20 protein-coding genes and 1 pseudogene are annotated in these 18,451 nt (G+C 37.9%); 20 read left to right on the plus strand and 1 reads right to left on the minus strand.

Annotation, left to right across the window (positions count from 1 at the left end; translation table 11 throughout):
- Positions 1-24: 24 nt before the first annotated feature.
- From RCG22_RS23695 to ypjB, 11 genes are all read left to right on the plus strand, one after another.
- Positions 25-1,131, plus strand: coding sequence for a prephenate dehydrogenase (locus tag RCG22_RS23695; protein ID WP_308104946.1), 1,107 nt, complete (start codon positions 25-27; stop codon positions 1,129-1,131).
- 27 nt (positions 1,132-1,158) lie between these two features.
- The gene (gene aroA, locus RCG22_RS23700; protein ID WP_308104947.1) at positions 1,159-2,448 is read left to right on the plus strand and encodes a 3-phosphoshikimate 1-carboxyvinyltransferase; all 1,290 of its coding nucleotides are present in this window, start codon (positions 1,159-1,161) and stop codon (positions 2,446-2,448) included.
- Positions 2,449-2,581: 133 nt separating this feature from the next.
- Positions 2,582-3,484 carry a hypothetical protein gene (locus tag RCG22_RS23705; RefSeq protein ID WP_308104948.1) on the plus strand — a complete coding sequence of 301 codons (903 nt, stop codon included), beginning with the start codon at positions 2,582-2,584 and terminating at the stop codon, positions 3,482-3,484.
- 21 nt (positions 3,485-3,505) lie between these two features.
- Positions 3,506-4,771 (plus strand): tetratricopeptide repeat protein, encoded by a 1,266-nt coding sequence (locus RCG22_RS23710; RefSeq protein ID WP_098261634.1) that lies wholly within the window; start codon positions 3,506-3,508, stop codon positions 4,769-4,771.
- A 32-nt stretch (positions 4,772-4,803) separates the two neighbouring features.
- Positions 4,804-5,370, plus strand: a complete 567-nt coding sequence (locus RCG22_RS23715; RefSeq protein ID WP_308104949.1) for a ReoY family proteolytic degradation factor — start codon at positions 4,804-4,806, stop codon at positions 5,368-5,370.
- A 281-nt stretch (positions 5,371-5,651) separates the two neighbouring features.
- Positions 5,652-6,116: a YpiF family protein gene (locus RCG22_RS23720; protein WP_308104950.1), complete on the plus strand. Its 465-nt coding sequence runs from the start codon at positions 5,652-5,654 to the stop codon at positions 6,114-6,116.
- A gap of 140 nt (positions 6,117-6,256) precedes the next feature.
- The gene (locus RCG22_RS23725) at positions 6,257-6,763 is read left to right on the plus strand and encodes a QcrA and Rieske domain-containing protein (RefSeq protein WP_098261631.1); all 507 of its coding nucleotides are present in this window, start codon (positions 6,257-6,259) and stop codon (positions 6,761-6,763) included.
- A gap of 2 nt (positions 6,764-6,765) precedes the next feature.
- Entirely contained in the window at positions 6,766-7,440 is a 675-nt protein-coding gene (gene qcrB, locus RCG22_RS23730) for a menaquinol-cytochrome c reductase cytochrome b subunit (RefSeq protein ID WP_098261630.1), read from the plus strand.
- 64 nt (positions 7,441-7,504) lie between these two features.
- Complete coding sequence (locus RCG22_RS23735; RefSeq protein WP_308104951.1) at positions 7,505-8,278, plus strand: menaquinol-cytochrome c reductase cytochrome b/c subunit; 774 nt, start codon at positions 7,505-7,507, stop codon at positions 8,276-8,278.
- Between the two features lie 83 nt (positions 8,279-8,361).
- Entirely contained in the window at positions 8,362-8,955 is a 594-nt protein-coding gene (gene lhaT, locus RCG22_RS23740; RefSeq protein ID WP_308104952.1) for a lipoprotein heptaprenylglyceryl N-acetyltransferase LhaT, read from the plus strand.
- Positions 8,956-9,021: 66 nt separating this feature from the next.
- The gene (ypjB, locus tag RCG22_RS23745; protein ID WP_308104953.1) at positions 9,022-9,816 is read left to right on the plus strand and encodes a sporulation protein YpjB; all 795 of its coding nucleotides are present in this window, start codon (positions 9,022-9,024) and stop codon (positions 9,814-9,816) included.
- Between the two features lie 41 nt (positions 9,817-9,857).
- Here the strand turns inward: ypjB and RCG22_RS23750 are convergent.
- Positions 9,858-10,729 (minus strand): annotated as a pseudogene (locus RCG22_RS23750) (YitT family protein).
- A 195-nt stretch (positions 10,730-10,924) separates the two neighbouring features.
- Between RCG22_RS23750 and RCG22_RS23755 the strand changes: the two are divergent.
- From RCG22_RS23755 to panC, 9 genes are all read left to right on the plus strand, one after another.
- Positions 10,925-11,269 (plus strand): nucleotide pyrophosphohydrolase, encoded by a 345-nt coding sequence (locus tag RCG22_RS23755; RefSeq protein ID WP_308104954.1) that lies wholly within the window; start codon positions 10,925-10,927, stop codon positions 11,267-11,269.
- A 5-nt stretch (positions 11,270-11,274) separates the two neighbouring features.
- Positions 11,275-12,078, plus strand: coding sequence for a 4-hydroxy-tetrahydrodipicolinate reductase (gene dapB / locus RCG22_RS23760; RefSeq protein ID WP_308104955.1), 804 nt, complete (start codon positions 11,275-11,277; stop codon positions 12,076-12,078).
- An 11-nt stretch (positions 12,079-12,089) separates the two neighbouring features.
- Positions 12,090-12,506 (plus strand): methylglyoxal synthase, encoded by a 417-nt coding sequence (gene mgsA, locus RCG22_RS23765; RefSeq protein WP_308104956.1) that lies wholly within the window; start codon positions 12,090-12,092, stop codon positions 12,504-12,506.
- Entirely contained in the window at positions 12,499-13,209 is a 711-nt protein-coding gene (gene bshB1, locus RCG22_RS23770; protein WP_308104957.1) for a bacillithiol biosynthesis deacetylase BshB1, read from the plus strand. Before mgsA ends, bshB1 begins: the two co-directional genes overlap by 8 nt.
- Positions 13,210-13,211: 2 nt before the next feature.
- On the plus strand, positions 13,212-14,339 hold the full coding sequence (gene bshA, locus RCG22_RS23775) for an N-acetyl-alpha-D-glucosaminyl L-malate synthase BshA (RefSeq protein WP_308104958.1): 1,128 nt from the start codon (positions 13,212-13,214) through the stop codon (positions 14,337-14,339).
- 10 nt (positions 14,340-14,349) lie between these two features.
- Complete coding sequence (locus tag RCG22_RS23780) at positions 14,350-15,549, plus strand: CCA tRNA nucleotidyltransferase (RefSeq protein ID WP_308104959.1); 1,200 nt, start codon at positions 14,350-14,352, stop codon at positions 15,547-15,549.
- Positions 15,534-16,514, plus strand: coding sequence for a biotin--[acetyl-CoA-carboxylase] ligase (locus tag RCG22_RS23785; protein ID WP_308104960.1), 981 nt, complete (start codon positions 15,534-15,536; stop codon positions 16,512-16,514). The genes RCG22_RS23780 and RCG22_RS23785 overlap by 16 nt, the downstream gene beginning before the upstream one ends.
- A 239-nt stretch (positions 16,515-16,753) precedes the next feature.
- Positions 16,754-17,590, plus strand: a complete 837-nt coding sequence (gene panB / locus RCG22_RS23790; protein ID WP_308104961.1) for a 3-methyl-2-oxobutanoate hydroxymethyltransferase — start codon at positions 16,754-16,756, stop codon at positions 17,588-17,590.
- Positions 17,587-18,435 carry a pantoate--beta-alanine ligase gene (gene panC, locus RCG22_RS23795; RefSeq protein ID WP_308104962.1) on the plus strand — a complete coding sequence of 283 codons (849 nt, stop codon included), beginning with the start codon at positions 17,587-17,589 and terminating at the stop codon, positions 18,433-18,435. The genes panB and panC overlap by 4 nt, the downstream gene beginning before the upstream one ends.
- Positions 18,436-18,451 lie beyond the last annotated feature (16 nt).

Genomic DNA, 18,451 nt, shown 5'->3' on the forward strand with positions numbered 1-18,451 from the left:
TTTGTTGTTTAGGGGGAGTTTTCAATGAAAGGCCGAGTTTTTGTAATTGGCTTAGGATTAATCGGCGGTTCTCTTGCCCTTTGTATTAAAAAGGAACATGAGGATGCTACTATTATTGGATTTGATATTAATAGTGAACAAGCAAGGCTTGCAAAGATGCTTGGAGTCATAGATGAAATAGCAGAAAATATCTACAGTGGTGCAATGGATGCTGATTTAATCATTATTTCTGCACCGGTGAATGAAACAGAGGAAATTATTCAGTTCCTTGCCACACTCCCTCTCAATCCAGAGGTAATCGTGACAGATACAGGCAGCACAAAAAGCAAAATTGTTGGAACTGCACATATCTTAAAGAATCGGGGAATTACCTTTATTGGCGGGCACCCAATGGCAGGTTCGCATAAAAGCGGTGTATCTGCAGCCAAGGAAATACTATTTGAAAATGCATTTTACCTGTTAACACCACAAGAACATATAGAAAATACAAAGGTAGAATTATTAATAACATGGTTAAAAGGGACCCATGCCAAGTTTTTAACGATTACTCCAAAAAATCATGACTATCTCACAGGGATTGTCAGCCACTTTCCTCATATCATCGCGGCTTCTATAGTACGCCAAACTGAAAAACTTGCAGAAGAAGAAAGCCTTATTCCACGTTTAGCAGCAGGCGGGTTTAGGGATATTACTAGGATTGCATCAAGCAGTCCTGTGATGTGGAAGGATATCCTCTTGCATAATCGTGAAATATTAATTGAATTACTAGATCAATGGCAAGAAGAAATGAATAAAGTTAAAACGATGCTTGAAAATGAAAATAGTTCTGCGATTTACAACTATTTTCAGCAGGCAAAACAATACCGTGATGGCTTACCGATGAAAGAAAAAGGTGCGATTCCGGCATTTTATGATTTATTTGTCGATATACCAGATTACCCAGGTGTGATTTCGGAAATTACCGGCTATTTAGCGAAGGAAGCTATTAGTATCACAAATATTCGAATTCTAGAAACACGTGAAGATATTATTGGAGTTTTAGTTATTAGTTTTCAAACAGAAGAGGATCGACAAAAAGCTGAACGATGTATTAGCACTTATTCCAATTATGCAACATCTATTGGTTCCTAAAATGATATGAATAAAAGGTGATTTTTAATGACGTCTTTAAATCTTAAAACTAACATAAAAGGTCTAAATGGTAAGATAACAATACCAGGGGATAAATCGATTTCGCATCGATCGGTTATGTTTGGTTCAATCGCACACGGTGAAACCAAGGTAACTAATTTCTTGCCTGGAGAGGATTGCTTAAGTACGATTTCATGCTTTCGAAAACTAGGTGTTACGATTGACGAAACTGATAATCAACTTCGCATTATCGGAAAAGGATTTGATGGATTAACAGAACCAACTGAAGTATTAGATGTTGGTAATTCAGGAACAACTATCCGTTTATTAATGGGGATACTTGCCGGAAGACCTTTTTTCTCATCACTTGTCGGCGATGAGTCCATCGGAAAAAGGCCAATGACAAGGGTAACGAACCCTTTAACTGAAATGGGTGCGCGAATAGATGGACGGAAAAATGGTTCCTTCACGCCTATTTCCCTCCGTGGTGGTGGCTTACAACCGATTAACTACCGTCTGCCAGTTGCTAGTGCGCAAGTAAAATCCGCTATTATCTTAGCGGGACTACAAGCAGAAGGACAAAGTACGATTATCGAGCCAGAAGAAACCCGTGACCATACAGAAAGAATGATTAGAAGATTTGGTGGGGAAATCCATAAGGATAACCAAAAGATAATTGTTAAGGGCGGTCAAAAACTAACGGGCACAACGATTCAGGTTCCCGGGGACATTTCATCTGCTGCGTTCTTCCTCGTAGCCGGAGCAATTATCCCAGAAAGTGAAATTGTCCTGAAGGATGTCGGGTTAAATCCTACAAGAACGGGAATTATCGATGTCATGAAAAAGATGGGTGCAAACTTAGAAATTATCCAAAACGATAAAGAATCATTTGAACCATCTGGTGAGCTCATCATCAAAACTTCAAAACTTAAAGGAACAGTTATTGAAGGAGATTTAATTCCAAAATTAATTGATGAAATTCCGATTATTGCCCTATTAGCAACCCAAGCTGAAGGTACAACCATAATTAAAGATGCTGAAGAATTAAAAGTAAAGGAAACCAATCGGATCGATACAGTTGTTCATGAGCTAAAAGAATTAGGTGCAAAAATCGAAGCAACTGAAGATGGAATGATCATATATGGAAAATCTGATTTAAGCGGGGGAACTGTTTCGAGTCATGGCGATCACCGAATAGGAATGATGCTGGCCATCGCGGCACTCCTATGTCAAAATGAAGCCAAACTAGAGAATCACGAAGCGATTTCAGTTTCCTACCCTAACTTCTTCGAACATTTAAACAGCCTCATTAAGTAAAGCTGCGTTTTAATGCAGCTTTTTTTATTTATTAACGATATAGATTTTGCCTAAATGTCATAATTTTTAGGGTTTATTCATAGCTTGTACAAAGGAAATAAAGTTTAACACGAAAGAAAAAAGGTGGTGGACGATGTATATCATTGAAAATGCCAATCTCCTTAAAGACAAGCAATTGAAAACATGTTCCCTATTAATTTCTAAGAACCGCATTGCTAAAATTGATTCTCATTTTAGTCATTATCAGCTGATAAAAATGAATGCAGGTCCATATATAATGACCCCGACATATGTCCTTTTTAACTCAACAATTCCACAAATGAAATCCTTTCAAGAACTAAAAAAATGTCTAATCAAGGAATTTTTGATGAAAGGATGTACCACCTTATTTACCTATGTAAATGTTTCCTACGAAAATGAATTAACTACAAAAATTACCGCATTAAAAACAGCTCTCTTTAGCAGTCCGATTGACTATTTGATTGGGGTAAGAATACCCATTCACTTGATAACCCAGTCGTTTATTAGGAAATGTAAGAAAGAAAAAATACCAGCTATTTTTGTGGATCTGCAAAACGTCCATGAATTGGAAAAAATACCATGGGGCTGGATAAGAGAAGCTATGTTTCCATTTAATAGTCCGTTAATTCCAATAAATTCTTCCGTTCAGAAGAAGGAAGTGAAGAGTGTTTTGTCGAAATGGAATAGTATCATGAAAAGAGAAAACATCCCGGCTCTTTATGAGGAAATTGAAGAAAACCTCCCATTGACTATTCCTGTATTAAATAAAATCGGCTTATACCCACAAAAAGCAAGTTTAATGAGTGGAACTGAGGTAAGTTATAATCTATACTCAAAAACAAATGAGATCATGAATATTGATGAATTGAATTTATTTCATTATCATAGTAATAGACTCATGGTGACCGTCCACAAGGGGACGGTGGTACGTGCAGGGGAAAACGTGATATTTAAACCTGGAAATGGAGAATTTGTTCGGGTGAGAACCCCCTCATTTTTTTCTCTGTCTATCTAGGAGAACGAGAGGTAAGTGTCAATGGAAAGAGTTAATAAAATTATTAACATGTTAGAAAATGGCCAACATAAGGAAGCCTTAAATGAATATAATGAGGTATTACAAAGCGGAAAGCCAGATGAAAAATTCCTGCTGGGCGAAGAACTGTATCAATACGGTTTTCTGGATGAGGCTAAAGCATTAATTGAAAATTTACTTGTGATATTTCCTGAGGAAGGTGAGCTCCTTGTTCTGCTAGGTGAAATATTAGTTGAGGCCGGGGAGGATGAAGAAGCGATACTTGTTCTTGAAAGGATCTCAGAACATGACGCAAACTTTGGCCAATCATTACTATTGTTAGCAGATTTATATCAGGTTCAGGGATTATATGAGGTTTGTGAACGGAAGCTTCTAAAGGCAAAGGAGTTATTGCCGGATGAAGTAATCATAGATTTTGCATTAGGTGAACTTTACAGTGAACAAGGTGAAATAACCAAGGCGTTAGATGCATATGAAAAGGTTTTAAAAGAAGTAAATGAAATAGCAGGAGTAAATATTGACCAACGGATTGCAGATCTCTTAAGTGCATCTGGAATGTTTGAGGAAGCCCTGGTCTATTACGATAAGGCAATAAATGAAAAACTAGAAATTAACACATTATTCGGATACGCATTTACAGCATTGCAGGCCGGGTATAATCGAACTGCCATAGAAAAGTTTATTGAATTAAAAGAGCTTGACCCTGAATATCATTCACTTTATTTACATCTTGCGCTAGCTTATGAACGGGAGGAAGAGCTTGAGAATAGTTTACTCACCATTCAAGAAGGCATAAAACAAGATGAATTTAATAAAGACTTATTTTACTTTGGCGGGAAAATTGCCATTAAATTAGGGAAAGTGGAGGAAGGAGAAAAGTATTTTCGTGAGGCACTTGCCCTTGATCCGGGATTTGCAGAAGCGGCACTAACATTAAATAAGCTCTTTTTTCTCCAAGAAAGATATGAGGATATCATTGAGTTAATTTCCGAGCTTGATATTAAGGAAGATGAAGAACCGCAGCTTTTATGGGATTCTGCACGTAGCTTTCAAAAGTTAGAGGAATTTTCTTACGCATTAGACAAATATGAAAGTGCATATACTTTTTTTAAGAAAAATGAAACTTTTTTAAATGATTACGGTTATTTTTTGATTGAAGAAGGAAAAACCGACCAAGCCGCCGAAATTTTTAAACAACTACTTATTGAAGATCCAACAAACGTCGAGTATTTGGATTTACTTGAACGTCTTACAGGGTTGAAAAATTAAAAAAGCTGATTCTGCAGAGGAGGGAAACTACCATGGCAACCCCTGTTTCTGTCAACGAGAAGAAGGACTTTATTCGCTGGTTTCTAAATCATTACCAATTAAAGAGAAGAGAATGTGTCTGGATCCTCAACTATCTAATGAGCCACGATCAACTAATGGAAAAGGTTCATTTTGTTGAGCAAGCACAGTATTGTCCGAGAGGTTTAATTATGTCTACACATTGCGTTGATAAAGTGCCATTTCGTTTTTATAAAGAAAATGTGATGACCACGGACGCAGAAAAGTCCTTTCATGATATTCGGTTAAATCGAGACGAGGATATTTTTATCCAATTAAACTTTCATGCTGCCAATCAAGCACACCAGTATGCTGCGGTTCTAGAAGAAAATTTATACGTTCCAAAACATTTGCAAGTGAATGAAAAAGATGGCATCGTTGCAGAACAATTGTTGCAGCACAGCATTGATCACTTTCAACGTGAAAAAATTCTTCAGTTGATTGATGAGGCATTAGATAAACAGGATCGAACAGAATTCCTAGCATTAACACAAAAATTAAATACACTGAAAACCTTTGAAGAAAAAGGAAGTTTGCGATAAGCAGCTTCCTTTTGTTTTTTTTAATAAATTTCGACTTTGAAAATTGTCCAGCTCCAGCCCCCTAGCGGCTAGTGTCCTTCGCTCTCCGCCCTACGATAAGTCAACATCGAATCGCTACGCTCTTCGTGTTTCCTTTATCTCAGTTGGAGCGCTCCAGGCCATACGCCGCTGAACAGGGCGCTTGCGCTTTTCTTTTTTTTTAAATATTCCTCTTTATCTTTTATTGTTTACGGAGAAAATGATATTATATTAGTAGTGAAATTAAAGGTTGGTGCAATGATATGAAGTGGACACCTCAAGATATTGAGACGTATTTAAATGCCAAAGAGTATGTAGACACTGCTGTGATTCCGTTATTTTCAGTTTCTATTGGGGAGGAAATGAAGCAGTCAGCGGCAGCAGCTGAGTTTATTAATTTGTTAACAGGGTATTTAGAGAGGCAATTTACGGGAAGATTATTACTATTCCCGCCATTTACATATCTAAATTCCAAAAATGGCGATAGAACCTTAAGTGATTTGAAAGATTGGGAAGCTAGCCTAGTAAAGGGGGAGATTCATCACATTTTTTACATAACTTCAGACATTGATTGGAGAGATCGTGAAAAAGAACTAAAAGGAACGTTAATTTGGCTTCCGGCTATTCCGCTTGAGCATATGAACGATTCTCAAAAAGTGGCGATTATTGATAGTCAAGTAAAGCAACTCCTTGGTCTGTTTACGCAAAAATGGCATGAAAATGTGTAAAACCGTCTAGAAATCATGTTTTTAAAATAGTATGATATTGACCTAACTTGAAGATTGATATATCATTGTTATGTCCTAGTTTTATATGTGTTTAATTTATGTCCGTTGGACTTAACTTCGTGAATAGAGGGGGGATAAGCATGAGTAAGCAACGCGTTTCAAGACGTCAATTTTTAAGCTATACATTAACAGGGGTAGGCGGATTCATGGCAGCCGGAATGTTAATGCCAATGGTACGTTTTGCAGTTGATCCTGTTTTAAAGGCTGAAGAAGGCGGTGATTTTGTTGCTACAAAGCAAAAGGTTGCTGATTTAACAAAAGATCCGGTTAAAGTTGATTTTACCTTTAAACAAAAGGATGCCTGGTATGAGTCAGAAGTAACGAATATTGCCTGGGTTTATAAGGATGATGCGGGTAAAATTGTAGCCCTTTCGCCTACTTGTAAACATTTAGGCTGTACGGTTAACTGGAATACTGACAAGGAACATCCGGGTCAATTCTTCTGTCCGTGCCATTATGGTCGCTACGAGAAAAATGGGCAGAACATTGCAGGAACACCACCATTAGCACCACTTGATGTATATCCATTCAAGGAAAAAGATGGTTATCTTTATCTTGGTAAAGCTAAACCACGGAAGGAGGCGTAACTATGTTAAACAAAATTTACGACTGGGTAGATGAACGTTTAGATATTACGCCTTTGTGGCGCGATATCGCAGACCATGAAGTACCTGAGCATGTTAATCCGGCGCATCACTTTTCAGCGTTTGTGTATTGCTTTGGAGGTCTTACATTCTTCGTAACTGTAATTCAAATTCTCTCAGGTATGTTTCTAACCATGTACTATGTACCTGATATTAAGAATGCTTGGGAATCTGTGTATTATCTTCAAAATGAAGTTGCATTTGGACAAATTGTACGTGGAATGCATCACTGGGGTGCAAGTTTAGTACTTGTTATGATGTTCTTACATACACTACGCGTCTTTTTCCAAGGTGCCTACAAAAAACCTCGTGAATTGAATTGGGTCGTCGGAGTTCTTATTTTCTTCGTTATGCTAGGTTTAGGTTTTACGGGATACTTATTACCATGGGATATGAAAGCGTTATTTGCAACAAAAGTAGGTCTACAGATTGCCGAAGCAACGCCATTTATTGGTACTCAGGTTAAAGTATTGCTAGCAGGACATGAACATATTGTTGGTGCACAAACATTAACCCGTTTCTTCGCAATCCATGTGTTCTTCCTACCAGGTGCATTGCTTGGTTTAATGGGAGCTCACTTCATAATGATCCGTAAACAAGGTATTTCCGGACCACTATAAAAAACGGCTTTATATAATAATCGAAGTTTTCTGCTAACTACGGAAAAAGGAGGGGGATTGTTCGATGCATCGCGGTAAAGGATTAAAGTTCGTTGGTGATTCACGTGTTTTAGCGCCTTCTGAACGAAAAAAAATGATTCCGAAAGATTACTCTGAATACCCTGGTAAAACAGAGGCGTTCTGGCCTAACTTCCTTTTGAAAGAATGGATGATAGGAGCTGTATTTCTTGTCGGCTTTTTATGTTTAACAGTTGCCCATCCGGCCCCGCTTGAAAGGATAGCGGACCCAACCGATACTGGGTACATTCCATTACCAGACTGGTATTTCTTATTTTTGTATCAATTATTGAAATACACTTACGCATCTGGTCCTTACACTGTAATCGGAGCAATGATCATACCAGGACTTGCTTTTGGAGGGTTATTATTAGCTCCGTTCCTGGATAATGGTCCGGAACGCCGTGCAATGAAGCGCCCGGTTGCAACTGGAGCTATGCTTTTGGCATTAGCAGCCACCGTATATTTAACTTATCAATCTGTTGCGACACATGACTGGGCAGCTGCTGAACGCCAAGGTAAAATTGTTGCGAAGGTAGATATTGATAAATCAAGTCCAGGCTATAAAATAGCTAGTGCCAATACATGTCTTACCTGTCATGGTGAAAACCTTTCAGGCGGTGCCGGTGCACCCGCACTAGTTGGTACAGGCCTAAAACCAGAGGAAATTGCTAAGATTGCCAAAGAGGGTAAAGGCGGTAAAATGCCAGCCGGAATCTTCAAAGGGACAGACGAAGAACTTAAAACACTATCTGAATTTATCTCAGGCCTTGGTAAGTAATAAACGAAATATTGAAAAGCTGACGGGGATCGTCAGCTTTTTTCTTCATGGAAAACTATTATGTTTATGAAAGGGGAGTATACGTGCGTTGGATTTATCCTCTCTTGGCTCATCGGTCAATTTTGATGCTGTTATTAGTTGTTAATATATTCGGAACCATCTATGGATACTATTGGTATGGTTGGCAGCTAAAGGAGACACCAGCTATTTTCCTTCCGTTTGTCCCTGACAGCCCAACAGCTAGTTTATTTTTTGTATTTGTGCTGATTGCCTTCCTATTGCGGAAAAATTGGCCTTTAATTGAGGCACTTGCTGTGGTAACACTTTTTAAATATGGAATTTGGGCAGTGGTAATGAACTTACTTGTCTATTTTGTCCAAGGAGAGCTAGATTCGGCTGGTTATATGTTAATCTTGTCCCATTTTGCCATGGCTGTTCAAGGTATTCTTTTTGCACCATTTTATCGATTTAAATGGTGGCACTTAATTGTAACAGCTATTTGGACATTACATAATGACGTAATTGATTATGTGTTTTTCATGTTGCCGAGCTATTCCATGCTAGATCGCTACACACCACAAATCGGCTATTTCACATTCTGGCTTTCGATTCTTTCCATTGGTATTGCCTATTATTTTTCAATTCGGCCTAATCGTTTCAAACTTGAAATAAAATAATCTTAGATGGTCTAACCTTGTCCATCCCTACATACATTTTATTAGTAATGAAAGGGGGGACAAGGATTGAAAAACAAATGGATATTTTTCTTTGCAATGATCATAATGCTAACTCCCATATCTGTTAATGCTGAACAACAATCGCCAATGGAGAAGCTTGATGATATCTCAGATGAAGCTCTCCAAATGGTAAAGTTTCATAGATATGATGATGCAAAAAGACTGCTGGATTATTTTACTGACCAGTTCACGAGCATTACCGGTAATGAACAGCCCTTAACAATGGATGAGGTGAGAATAATAAATACCTCCCATGATGAAGCAATGGAAGCAGCGGTTAGTTCCAACATGAAATATGAGGAACGAATAAATAAATTAGTCAAATTTCGCCTTGTCATTGATGCCATTGCAACAAATCATCAACCATTGTGGGTTGAAATGGAAGATCAAATTATGACGGCATTTCATCAAGCAAAAGATGCTGCCATTAAGGGTGATTCCGGTCATTTTCATTCAAATTTTAATTCCTTTTTATCCTTATATAATGTAATCTATCCTAGTATGAAAATTGATGTGTCCGTAGAAAATGTTCAAAAATTAGACGCACGGATTGATTTTATTAATGAATATCGTTCCCAAGTGGTAAATGATTCAAAAAGTCAACAGGAATTGGATAAACTTGATTCTGATTTAGCTAATCTATTCTCTAACATGGAGGAGGATGAGGCGGATCCAAACATTTGGTGGGTTATTATCTCGACGGGAAGTATAATCATTATGACCTTGTCCTACGTTGGCTGGAGAAAATATCAAGGTGATAAGAACTTGGAAAAAGACCGTTCAAGAGACAAAAAAGATTGAATAGAACAAAAAGAGCAATGTCCAATGCGGACATTGCTTCATTAGTCTATTAACGGCATTTTATTCTCATCCAATGTGAAACCTTCTCCATGGACGTCATGGACAATCGTGATAGAAACAAATGCATGGGGGTCTACTGAAGTTATGACATTTTTTAAACGGACAATTTCATTTTTAGCGACAACACAATATAAGACATCACGCTCACTTTTAGTGTATGAGCCATATCCTCTTAAGGCCGTTACTCCTCGGTCCATTTCTTCCATGATCTTAGTGGCAATTTGTTCGTTCCTTTCCGAAATGATCATCGCTCCACGTGCTGAATAAGCACCCTCTAAAATGAAGTCAATGACTCTCGCACCAATAAACACAGCTACTAGTGTATACATGGCCTGTTTATAATTTAAGTATGTAACCAAAGATAAGGCAATTACACACGCATCAAACATGAACATTGTTTTCCCCATATTCCAGCCTGCATATTTTTGAACAAGTCTGGCGATAATATCGACTCCTCCAGTTGTTCCTCCAAAGCGGAAGATCACTCCCAAACCAATCCCTGTAAGAACTCCGGCAAATAATGCGGCCAATGTTAAATCACTTTGTAGTGGCATATCAATTGAATAGCGTTGAAATATCCATAAAAAAATCGATACACCGACTGTTCCTATTATTGTATATAAAAAAGTATTTCGTCCTAATAATTTCCATCCAATAAAAAAAGAGGAATATTTAAAAATAAATTCGTATAGGATGGATCCCATTTGAACAAGAAATAAAATAGGAGTGCGATACCTGTAAATCCGCCTTCTGCCAGTTTGTTTTGCATATTAAAATTGACTAGGCCAAACGACATAATTGCGGCTCCTATTAGGATAAATAATATGTTTTTAACCTTAAGACCATGTAACATTAATAATCCCCCTCTACCATAAATTCTCTTATATGGCGGCTTTTATTATATCGAATTAAAAATGATAGAGCAATCAGTAGTTAAAAAGAGCAGGTTATTTGTGAAAATATTTGTAAATCATCGTTAATTTAGCTAACATAAACATTGGATAAAGATATGAATATAATGATCAGTCTGATTAATGAGGTGAAATCCATGTCCAAAGAAAAGACGATGAATGACCTTCAACATGAAGTGGATTTGTACATTAGTCAATTTAAAGAGGGTTATTTCAGTCCGCTGGCAATGCTTGCAAGACTTACAGAGGAACTAGGGGAATTTGCTCGAGAAATAAACCATTATTATGGAGAGAAACCCAAAAAAACTAGTGAAACTGAAAAAGCAATTGAGGAAGAACTTGGTGATCTTTTATTTGTTTTAATTTGTTTTGCAAACTCTTTAAATATCAGCTTAGAAGATGCACATGATTATGTAATGGAAAAATTTAAGACTAGGGACAAAAATCGTTGGACAAGAATTAATGATGAAAAAATGGAGTGAGGATTGTGGAACAAATTAAAATTATCATCGCTGGACCCCGTGGCCGAATGGGTAGTGAAGCTGTAAAATTGGTAACCAATCAGGATCATTTTGAACTTTCAGCTGTAGTCGATCATAAATATGATGGAATGATGCTTAGCGATTTGGAAGGCTTTCATTCAATACATAATGTACCTGTTTATTCAAATATCGAAACATGTCTGCAAAATGTTCATGCGGATGTACTAATTGACCTTACTACACCAGAAGTAGGCATGCACCATGCAAAAACTGCACTTGCCTACAATGTGCGTCCAGTAGTTGGAACCACTGGTTTTACCACAAGCGATTTAGAAGAATTAGAACGGATTTGTCAGGAAAAAAAACTAGGATGTATTATTGCACCTAATTTTGCTATTGGTGCGGTGTTAATGATGAAATTTTCACAAATGGCTGCGAAGTATTTTAACGATATCGAAATTATTGAATTGCATCACGATCAAAAACTGGATGCTCCTTCGGGGACAGCTGTAAAAACAGCTGAAATGATTTCAGCTGTTCGAGAGGAAAAAAACCAAGGACACCCAAATGAAAAAGAAACAATCCAAGGGGCGCGAGGGGCAAGGTTCAACGGCATGCATATTCACTCGGTTCGCTTACCCGGACTAGTCGCACATCAACAAGTGTTATTTGGTTCTGATGGTCAAACACTCACAATCAGGCATGATTCATATCATCGTGGCTCTTTTATGTCAGGTGTAAAAGTGGCAGTGGAGACTGTAATGACACAAAATACATTTGTTTATGGACTTGAAAATATCTTAGAATAGGGAGTAATTATATGAATATCGCTCTAATCGCTCATGATCAAAAGAAGAATGATTTGGTTCAGTTTGCGACTGCATATCAAAATATCTTTGCAAAGCACACATTATTCGCAACAGGAACAACCGGACAGAGAATAAGTGAAGCAACTGAACTCAGTATTACTCGTTTTCAATCTGGACCACTTGGCGGTGATCAGCAAATCGGTGCATTGATTGCCCAAAATCAAATGGATGCTGTTTTCTTCTTCCGTGACCCATTAACCTCACAGCCGCATGAACCAGATGTAACGGCATTGGTTAGATTATGTGATGTGTATTCCATTCCACTTGCTACAAATATGGGAACGGCAGAATTATTAATTAGAGGCTTAGAACTTGGACTTATTGAATGGAGAAATATAGTTAAAGAGAATGGTGGAATAAATGAATAATCAAAGCCTTCATGCCCTTGCATTCGGTGCCCATCCAGACGATGTCGAGATTGGCATGGCAGGAACGATAGCAAGGTTGACTTCAGAAGGGAAGCTGGTCGGTATCTGTGACCTAACAGATGCCGAGCTTTCTTCCAATGGAAATACTACCTTAAGAAAAGAGGAGGCCTTACAGGCTGCAGCAATACTTAAGGTCTCGATGAGAACATCACTGTCTTTACCAGATAGGGGATTATATCTTAAAGACCAATACATAAGAGAAATTGTTAAGGTTATTAGAACATACAAGCCTCGGATTGTGTTTGCGCCTTATTTTGAAGACCGCCATCCGGACCATGGGAATTGTGCTGTTTTAGTGGAGGAGGCAGTATTTTCTTCTGCGATAAGAAAATATGTCACAGAAGGAAATGAACCTGCCCACCGGGTTGAAAGAGTTTATTTTTATATGATTAATGGCTTTCATAAACCAGATTTCACCATTGATACCACTGGATATATGGAAAAAAAACTCCAAGCATTAAGGGCGTACAAGAGTCAATTTGAGCAAACGGAAGTCAGCATTAGCACCCCGCTTGTTAATGGGTATATTGAAACCGTTGAATCAAGGGAAAGAATGTTTGGCAAGCAAGTTGGTGTTACATTTGCTGAAGGGTTCAAAACGAAAGTTCCAATCCTTTTGGATCGTGATTTGATAGGAGAATAAACATGAGGAAACTTAAAATTGGAATTACCTGCTATCCGACAGTAGGTGGTTCAGGTGTGGTTGCGACGGAATTAGGGAAAATGCTGGCTGAAAAGGGACATGAAATACATTTCATCTCTTCAAGTATCCCTTTTCGATTAAATAAAATGTATCATAATATCTATTATCATCAGGTTGAAGTGAATCAATATTCCGTATTTCAGTACCCACCTTACGATATTGCTTTAGCAAGTAAAATGGCGGAAGTAGCGAATCGTGAAAAGTTAGATTTGCTTCATGTCCATTATGCGATTCCTCACGCTGTATGTGCAATATTAGCAAAGCAAATGTGCGAACGAGATATAAAAATCGTCACAACCTTACATGGTACAGACATAACCGTTTTAGGTTATGATCCATCTTTGACAGATGCAATTAAATTTGGGATTGAAAAATCAGATGCTGTTACAGCTGTATCCAAAGCACTAGTGGACCAGACATATGAATTGATCAATCCTGATAAACAAATCGAAACTGTTTATAACTTTATTGATGACCGAATTTATCAAAAAAGTGATGCACATGCATTAAGGGCAGAATTTGAAATCAAAGAAGATGAAAAAGTAATAATTCATGTTTCCAATTTCCGTCCGGTAAAACGGGTACAAGATGTAGTTAAATCTTTTGCAAAGATTGCATCTGTTATGCGGGCTAAATTACTATTGGTCGGTGATGGTCCAGAAATGACTATCATCTGCAAACTTGTAAGAAAGTTGGGGTTGGATAGTCAGGTTATTTTCCTTGGGAAACAAGAGAGTCTAGAGGAATTGTATTCTATCAGTGATTTAATGCTTCTATTATCGGAAAAAGAAAGCTTTGGTCTTGTTGCGTTAGAGGCGATGGCATGTGGAGTTCCATGTGTCGGTACGAATGTTGGCGGTTTGCCAGAGGTTATTAATCATGGAGTGAATGGATTTATTTGCGAAGTTGGAAATATTGAGGAAATTTCCAGTAAAGCCCTAGCTGTATTAAATGATAAGAATATTCATAAACAATTTTCCAATCATTCGATAGAGACAGCAAAAACAAAATTTAATGCTGAACAAATCGTTGAACAATATGAACAAATATATTTTAATTTACTGAATTAAGGTGAAGTAAATGATCGACCCATTTGTAGCTGCAAGTCCGGTATTAAAAAAGCTGGAGGATGCAGGTTTTGAAGCCTATTTTGTTGGTGGCTCCGTTAGAGATTTTCTGTTAAACAGAGAGATTAATGACGTTGATATTGCAACAAGTGCCACACCTGATGAGGTGAAACGGATTTTTCCAAAAACAGTTGATATTGGAATTGAACATGGAACTGTTCTGGTCCTTGTTAATAATGGAGAATATGAAATTACCACGTTTAGAACTGAATCAGAATATCAAGATTATCGAAGACCCAAAGAGGTTTCCTTTATCCGCAGCTTAAAAGAAGACTTACAACGTAGAGATTTTACGATGAATGCCATCGCTATGGATAGAAATAGAAAATTAATTGACCCATTTAATGGACATCAAGCGATACAAGAAAGAATCATTCAGACCGTGGGAAGTCCGAATGACCGGTTCCAAGAGGACGCCTTAAGAATGATGCGAGCAGTTAGGTTTGTAAGTCAACTCTCATTTCAAATTGAAAATGAAACAATTCAAGCATTAGCAAAGCTTGTCCATTTGCTTGATAACATTGCAGTAGAGAGAAAAAGAGCGGAGTTTGAAAAACTTCTCATTGGAAAAAATAAGAATAATGCGTTGAAGATTCTTCTTGATGCAAACATTCATTCTTTTTTACCCGACTTGAAGGAGCAAAGGCAGCAATTAGAGAAATTAATTAGCTTTAATAGTACGAATCTTAATAAAAATGAAATGTGGTCCCTATTAATTTATTGTCTAAATTTACAGCCAAAAGAGATCGAGTTATTTCTAAAAGAATGGCGGCTTGCACTGAAGGACATCCGGGAAATTCAACTAGTTGTCCATTTTCTTTCCAAAAGGCTTGAACAAGATTGGTCCATTTATGACCTATACAGTGCTGGTCGTGATCATATTCTTTCAACAGAAAAGCTTTACCAAATTATTAATGGAAACAACGAAGTAGAATCAATTGAACATTGGCTAAAGTTGTATGAAAACCTGCCGATAAAAGAACGTTCCGAAATGAATGTGACTGGAAATGATGTAATGGCCTGGTTCAATAAAAGAGGTGGTCCATGGCTTAAGGAGACGCTTTTAACCATTGAAGAAAATATCTTAGCCGGAAAACTAGAGAACGACATAGAAAAAATCAAGGAGTGGCTAATGAAGTGCAATCAGAAATAAGAAAAGAATTACTTGATGCCTTTACAACTGCGGGTGACGCCTTTTTGTCTGGGCAGCATTTAGCAGAAATCATTGGCTGCTCAAGGACAGCAGTCTGGAAGCATATAGAGGAATTGAGAAAGGAAGGCTTTGAATTAGAAGCAGTAAGAAACAAGGGTTATCGGATTTTAAAAACTCCTGAAAAGGTTACAGCTGATGAGGTAAGGCTTGGCTTAACAACTAACTTTATAGGGAGAAATATTCATTATGTAGAAAGTGTGGAGTCTACCCAAAAGATTGCCCATCACCATGCCTCAGAAAATGCCCCTGAAGGCACAGTTGTCATTGCCGAAGAGCAATTGTCAGGAAGGGGGAGAATGGCCCGTAAATGGCATTCACCTAAATATACCGGTATTTGGATGAGCATGATTTTACGACCGAACATCCCCCTAAGTAATGCCCCACAATTGACCTTGCTCGCAGCAGTTGCAATTGTACAGGCGATTGAAGAAATGACAGACCTTATCCCGGAAATAAAATGGCCCAATGATATTCTTATTAACGGAAGGAAAGTAACGGGAATATTAACGGAATTACAAGCTGAAGCGGACCGAATTCATTCAATTATTATTGGAATTGGTATAAATGTGAATCAGAAGAAAGAAGATTTCCCGCTTGAACTTCAAGAGATAGCCACTTCCCTTTTTATAGAAGAGGAGGGAAAACCACTTTCTAGAGCAGAGTTAATTAGGACTATTTTCAAAGAGTTTGAAAAATTATATACGCTGTATCTAGACCAAGGTTTTCTTCCGATAAAACTATTATGGGAAGGATACGCCAGCAGTATCGGCAAATACATAAAGGCTAGAACACTGAACAATACGATTGAAGGAAAAGCACTAGGAATAACCAATGATGGAGTCTTGCAGTTAGAGGATAGGACTGGAAGGATTCACCATATCTATTCTGCGGATATTGAAATTTAAAAGCTTGAACTTTTCGTGAAATTTGTTATAATTCATTCCAATGGGCAGTATCCACTGAGAACTGCACCTTTATGAAACTACAATTAAAAAGGTTTCTGCCTAGATCCGTAATGCGGACCGGGACAGAGGGATGAAGCATGTTAAAGAGTAACCGGGATCCTCTGCCTTCAGAAGGATCTTTTTTATTTGCTCTTCGATATATCTTTTTCCCCTCTCCCATATAAAAGGAGGGAAAGTTGATGATGCAAACAACAGATTTCTTGAAAATGAAGGAGAATAATGAAAAAATCGTCATGTTAACTGCGTATGATTACCCGTCAGCTAAACAGGCTGAAGAGGGGGGAGTTGACGTTATATTGGTGGGAGACTCACTTGGGATGGTAGTCCTAGGCTATGATTCAACGATACCCGTAACGCTTGACGATATGATCCATCATACAAAAGCTGTAAAACGTGGAGCAAAAGATACATTTATTCTCGCTGATATGCCATTTCTAACTTATCATTTGTCCGTTCGGGATACCTTATTAAACGCCGCAAGACTCATTCAAGAAACAGGAGCACATGCGGTTAAATTAGAAGGGGCAGATGATGTTATTGAAAAAGTTACCGCGCTTACTAGAGCCGGTATTCCTGTTTGTTCCCATTTAGGGTTAACCCCTCAATCAGTGGGTGTTTTGGGTGGGTATAAAGTACAGGGGAAAGATGTCCAGGCTGCAAGGAAATTGATTGAAGATGCTAAGAAATGTGAAGAGGCCGGTGCATTTGCACTTGTTCTTGAATGTGTCCCAAAACAACTGGCAGAGGAAGTAGCACAAACCATTTCCATTCCAGTTATCGGAATTGGGGCAGGGGTTGCGGTCGATGGGCAAGTTCTCGTCTATCATGATATTCTAGGCTATGGCGTTAATCGAGTACCAAAGTTCGTTAAACAATACCATGCTGTCAACCCATTTATGATTGAATCAATTCAAGCCTATGCAGCTGACGTTAAAAATAAACGGTTTCCTGAAGATAAACATTCATTCACAATGAAGGAACAGGAACTGAAAGAGCTTTATGGAGGTACGAAATGAAGGTTATCACAACCATTAAAGAAATGCAGACGATAATGAATAAACTGAAGTTACAAGAAAAGTCGATTGGTTTTGTACCAACGATGGGATTTCTGCATGAAGGTCATCTAACGCTATTAAATAAAGCACGCAAAGATAATGATATCGTTGTCCTAAGTATTTTCGTGAACCCATTACAGTTTGGGCCAAAAGAGGATTATGCGGAATATCCACGTGATTTTGAACGTGATTGTGCCTTGGCCGAAAGTGAAAGGGTTGATTTTCTTTTTCATCCATCGGTTGGGGAAATGTATCCAAACGAACCTTCAGTCAAAGTTACCGTCCAGGATCGAACAGATGTTTTATGCGGGAAATCCCGCCCTGGACATTTCGATGGTGTAGCAACAGTCATTACCAAACTCTTTAATATCATCATACCAACAAGAGCTTATTTCGGAAAAAAAGATGCCCAGCAGGTGGCGGTACTTGAGGGGTTAGTATCAGATTTTAATATTCCTGTAGAACTTATTTCAGTCGATATCGTTCGTGAAAACGACGGACTTGCTAAGAGTTCTCGGAATGTTAATCTTCTGCCTAAGGAAAGACATGAAGCATCTGTATTGTATCGTAGCCTTCAATCAGCAGAGACAGCTATTAAGCAAGGTGAACGAAATCCTGCCAATTTAATTGGCTTGATTAGTAACATGATTACCAATGAATCAACGGGGACAATTGATTATGTCCAAATTTACTCCTATCCACAATTAAAGCCATTGGAAAAATTAGAGGGTACATTTATTATTGCATTGGCTGTAAAATTTACGAAGGTACGATTAATAGACAATTACATTACGAATATAGATTGATAGAAAAAAGAGAACG

The sequence above is a fragment of the Neobacillus nitrireducens genome (assembly GCF_030915405.1).
GTDB lineage: Bacteria > Bacillota > Bacilli > Bacillales > Cytobacillaceae > Neobacillus.

Excerpts from the sequence above, each read along its gene's own strand:
- RCG22_RS23695 (WP_308104946.1), top strand. The coding sequence starts at position 25 with ATGAAAGGCCGAGTTTTTGTAATTGGCTTAGGATTAATCGGCGGTTCT.
- aroA (WP_308104947.1), top strand. The coding sequence starts at position 1,159 with ATGACGTCTTTAAATCTTAAAACTAACATAAAAGGTCTAAATGGTAAG.
- RCG22_RS23705 (WP_308104948.1), top strand. The coding sequence starts at position 2,582 with ATGTATATCATTGAAAATGCCAATCTCCTTAAAGACAAGCAATTGAAA.
- RCG22_RS23710 (WP_098261634.1), top strand. The coding sequence starts at position 3,506 with ATGGAAAGAGTTAATAAAATTATTAACATGTTAGAAAATGGCCAACAT.
- RCG22_RS23715 (WP_308104949.1), top strand. The coding sequence starts at position 4,804 with ATGGCAACCCCTGTTTCTGTCAACGAGAAGAAGGACTTTATTCGCTGG.
- RCG22_RS23720 (WP_308104950.1), top strand. The coding sequence starts at position 5,652 with ATGAAGTGGACACCTCAAGATATTGAGACGTATTTAAATGCCAAAGAG.
- RCG22_RS23725 (WP_098261631.1), top strand. The coding sequence starts at position 6,257 with ATGAGTAAGCAACGCGTTTCAAGACGTCAATTTTTAAGCTATACATTA.
- qcrB (WP_098261630.1), top strand. The coding sequence starts at position 6,766 with ATGTTAAACAAAATTTACGACTGGGTAGATGAACGTTTAGATATTACG.
- RCG22_RS23735 (WP_308104951.1), top strand. The coding sequence starts at position 7,505 with ATGCATCGCGGTAAAGGATTAAAGTTCGTTGGTGATTCACGTGTTTTA.
- RCG22_RS23755 (WP_308104954.1), top strand. The coding sequence starts at position 10,925 with ATGTCCAAAGAAAAGACGATGAATGACCTTCAACATGAAGTGGATTTG.
- mgsA (WP_308104956.1), top strand. The coding sequence starts at position 12,090 with ATGAATATCGCTCTAATCGCTCATGATCAAAAGAAGAATGATTTGGTT.
- bshB1 (WP_308104957.1), top strand. The coding sequence starts at position 12,499 with ATGAATAATCAAAGCCTTCATGCCCTTGCATTCGGTGCCCATCCAGAC.
- bshA (WP_308104958.1), top strand. The coding sequence starts at position 13,212 with ATGAGGAAACTTAAAATTGGAATTACCTGCTATCCGACAGTAGGTGGT.
- RCG22_RS23780 (WP_308104959.1), top strand. The coding sequence starts at position 14,350 with ATGATCGACCCATTTGTAGCTGCAAGTCCGGTATTAAAAAAGCTGGAG.
- panB (WP_308104961.1), top strand. The coding sequence starts at position 16,754 with ATGATGCAAACAACAGATTTCTTGAAAATGAAGGAGAATAATGAAAAA.
- panC (WP_308104962.1), top strand. The coding sequence starts at position 17,587 with ATGAAGGTTATCACAACCATTAAAGAAATGCAGACGATAATGAATAAA.